Annotated in this window: 1 protein-coding gene and 1 pseudogene; one reads left to right on the forward strand and one right to left on the reverse strand. The window is 60.8% G+C overall.

All coding sequences use genetic code 11. The features are described 5' to 3' along the window. Window positions 1-1,210 (forward strand): AAA family ATPase (locus AAFM29_RS09005; protein ID WP_341712472.1); only part of this gene is annotated, 1,210 nt, incomplete at its 5' end. A 58-nt stretch (window positions 1,211-1,268) separates the two neighbouring features. On the opposite strand, the pseudogene AAFM29_RS09010 reads toward AAFM29_RS09005, so the two are convergent. Further along, window positions 1,269-1,728, reverse strand: a pseudogene (locus AAFM29_RS09010) (hypothetical protein); the annotation flags it as partial.

The raw sequence follows: 1,728 nt of genomic DNA on the forward strand, positions 1-1,728 counted from the left end.
CCGCGTGCGCGACATGTTCGAACAAGCCAAGAAGAACGCGCCCTGCATCGTCTTCATCGACGAAATCGACGCGGTCGGCCGTCATCGCGGCCATGGCCTTGGCAATTCGAACGATGAACGCGAGCAGACGCTCAACCAGCTGCTGGTCGAGATGGACGGGTTTGAGGCGAACGAAGGCATCATCATCATCGCTGCCACCAACCGGCCTGACGTGCTCGACCCTGCGCTGCTGCGCCCGGGTCGTTTCGACCGCCAGGTCGTCGTGCCGGTGCCCGATATCGACGGGCGCGAAAAGATCCTCGGCGTGCACATGAAGAAGCTGCCGCTGGCGCCCGACGTCAACCCACGCACGATCGCGCGCGGCACGCCGGGCTTCTCGGGCGCGGACCTCGCCAATCTGTGCAACGAGGCGGCGCTGCTCGCCGCTCGTCGTAACAAGCGGCTCGTTGCCATGCAGGAGTTCGAGGACGCCAAGGACAAGGTCATGATGGGCGCCGAGCGCCGCAGCATGGTCATGACCGACGACGAAAAGAAGATGACCGCCTATCACGAGGCGGGTCACGCGCTGGTGTCGATCAACGAGCCCGCTTCGGACCCGATCCACAAGGCGACCATCATCCCGCGCGGTCGCGCGCTGGGCATGGTCATGCGCCTGCCCGAACGCGACAACTACTCGTATCATCGCGACAAGATGCATGCGAACCTGGCGGTTGCCATGGGTGGTCGCGTCGCCGAAGAAATCATCTTCGGTCATGACAAGGTGTCGAGCGGCGCCAGCGGCGATATCCAGTACGCGACCAGCCTGGCGCGCAATATGGTCACCCAGTGGGGCATGTCCGACAAGCTGGGCCCGTTGCAGTATGAAGAAACCCAGGAAGGCTATCTTGGTTACGGCGGCAGCCAACGGACTTTCCGCTCTGGCGAAACCAACAAGCTGATCGACGCTGAAATCAAGGACCTGGTTGAAGGCGGGCTCAAGCGCGCAACCCAGATCCTGACCGAACAGGAAGACAAACTCCACCTGCTGGCGCAGGCACTGCTTGAGTATGAGACGCTGAGTGGCGAGGAAATCGACCAGCTGATGAAGGATGGTCGGATCGATCGTCCGGACCAGCCAAAGGGCCCTGTGACGGTCAAGCCGGTATCGGGCGGGCTGGTCCCCAAGGCAGGCAAACGCTTTGGCGGCGAGGGCGCCCCGCAAGGCGCGTGATATCCACTACCGATCTATTGCGAAGGGCGCCCACTGGGCGCCCTTTTCGTTTCCACAGTCAGAATGCCCCAAGCACCAGCAGTAGCTGGAGGAACAGGCTCAGTACGATAAAGATGAAGATGCTGAGCATGCACAGGCGCCACAACGCGGAAAAGCGCGAGAGGCCATAGGTGCCACGCAACTGCTTGTAGATATGGAGCGGGGGCACGAGCGTGGTCAGGGTTACGTAGGCCCAGACCGGTGCGTCGAACTTCACCATCACCGAAACGACGATGAACAGCAGCGACATGAAAGCGATCGAGTAGGTCACGAAGATCGCGTGGTCATAGGCACGGAAACGCGATTTCCAGAAAAACATCAACCACATGAAGGGGACCGATAGGGGGATCAGCAGCCAGCTGAATTTGTAGCTGTTGGTCTGGAGCTTGTAGAGCATCAGTCCGGGGTTGGTCTTCCACTTCTCCAGAGCGTGATCGATGAACTCGATCCCGCTGCCTTTCACCCCGATATTCTTGCCG

Origin of the sequence: Erythrobacter sp. (genome assembly GCF_038133525.1) — a bacterium.
Taxonomy (GTDB): Bacteria; Pseudomonadota; Alphaproteobacteria; order Sphingomonadales; family Sphingomonadaceae; genus Qipengyuania.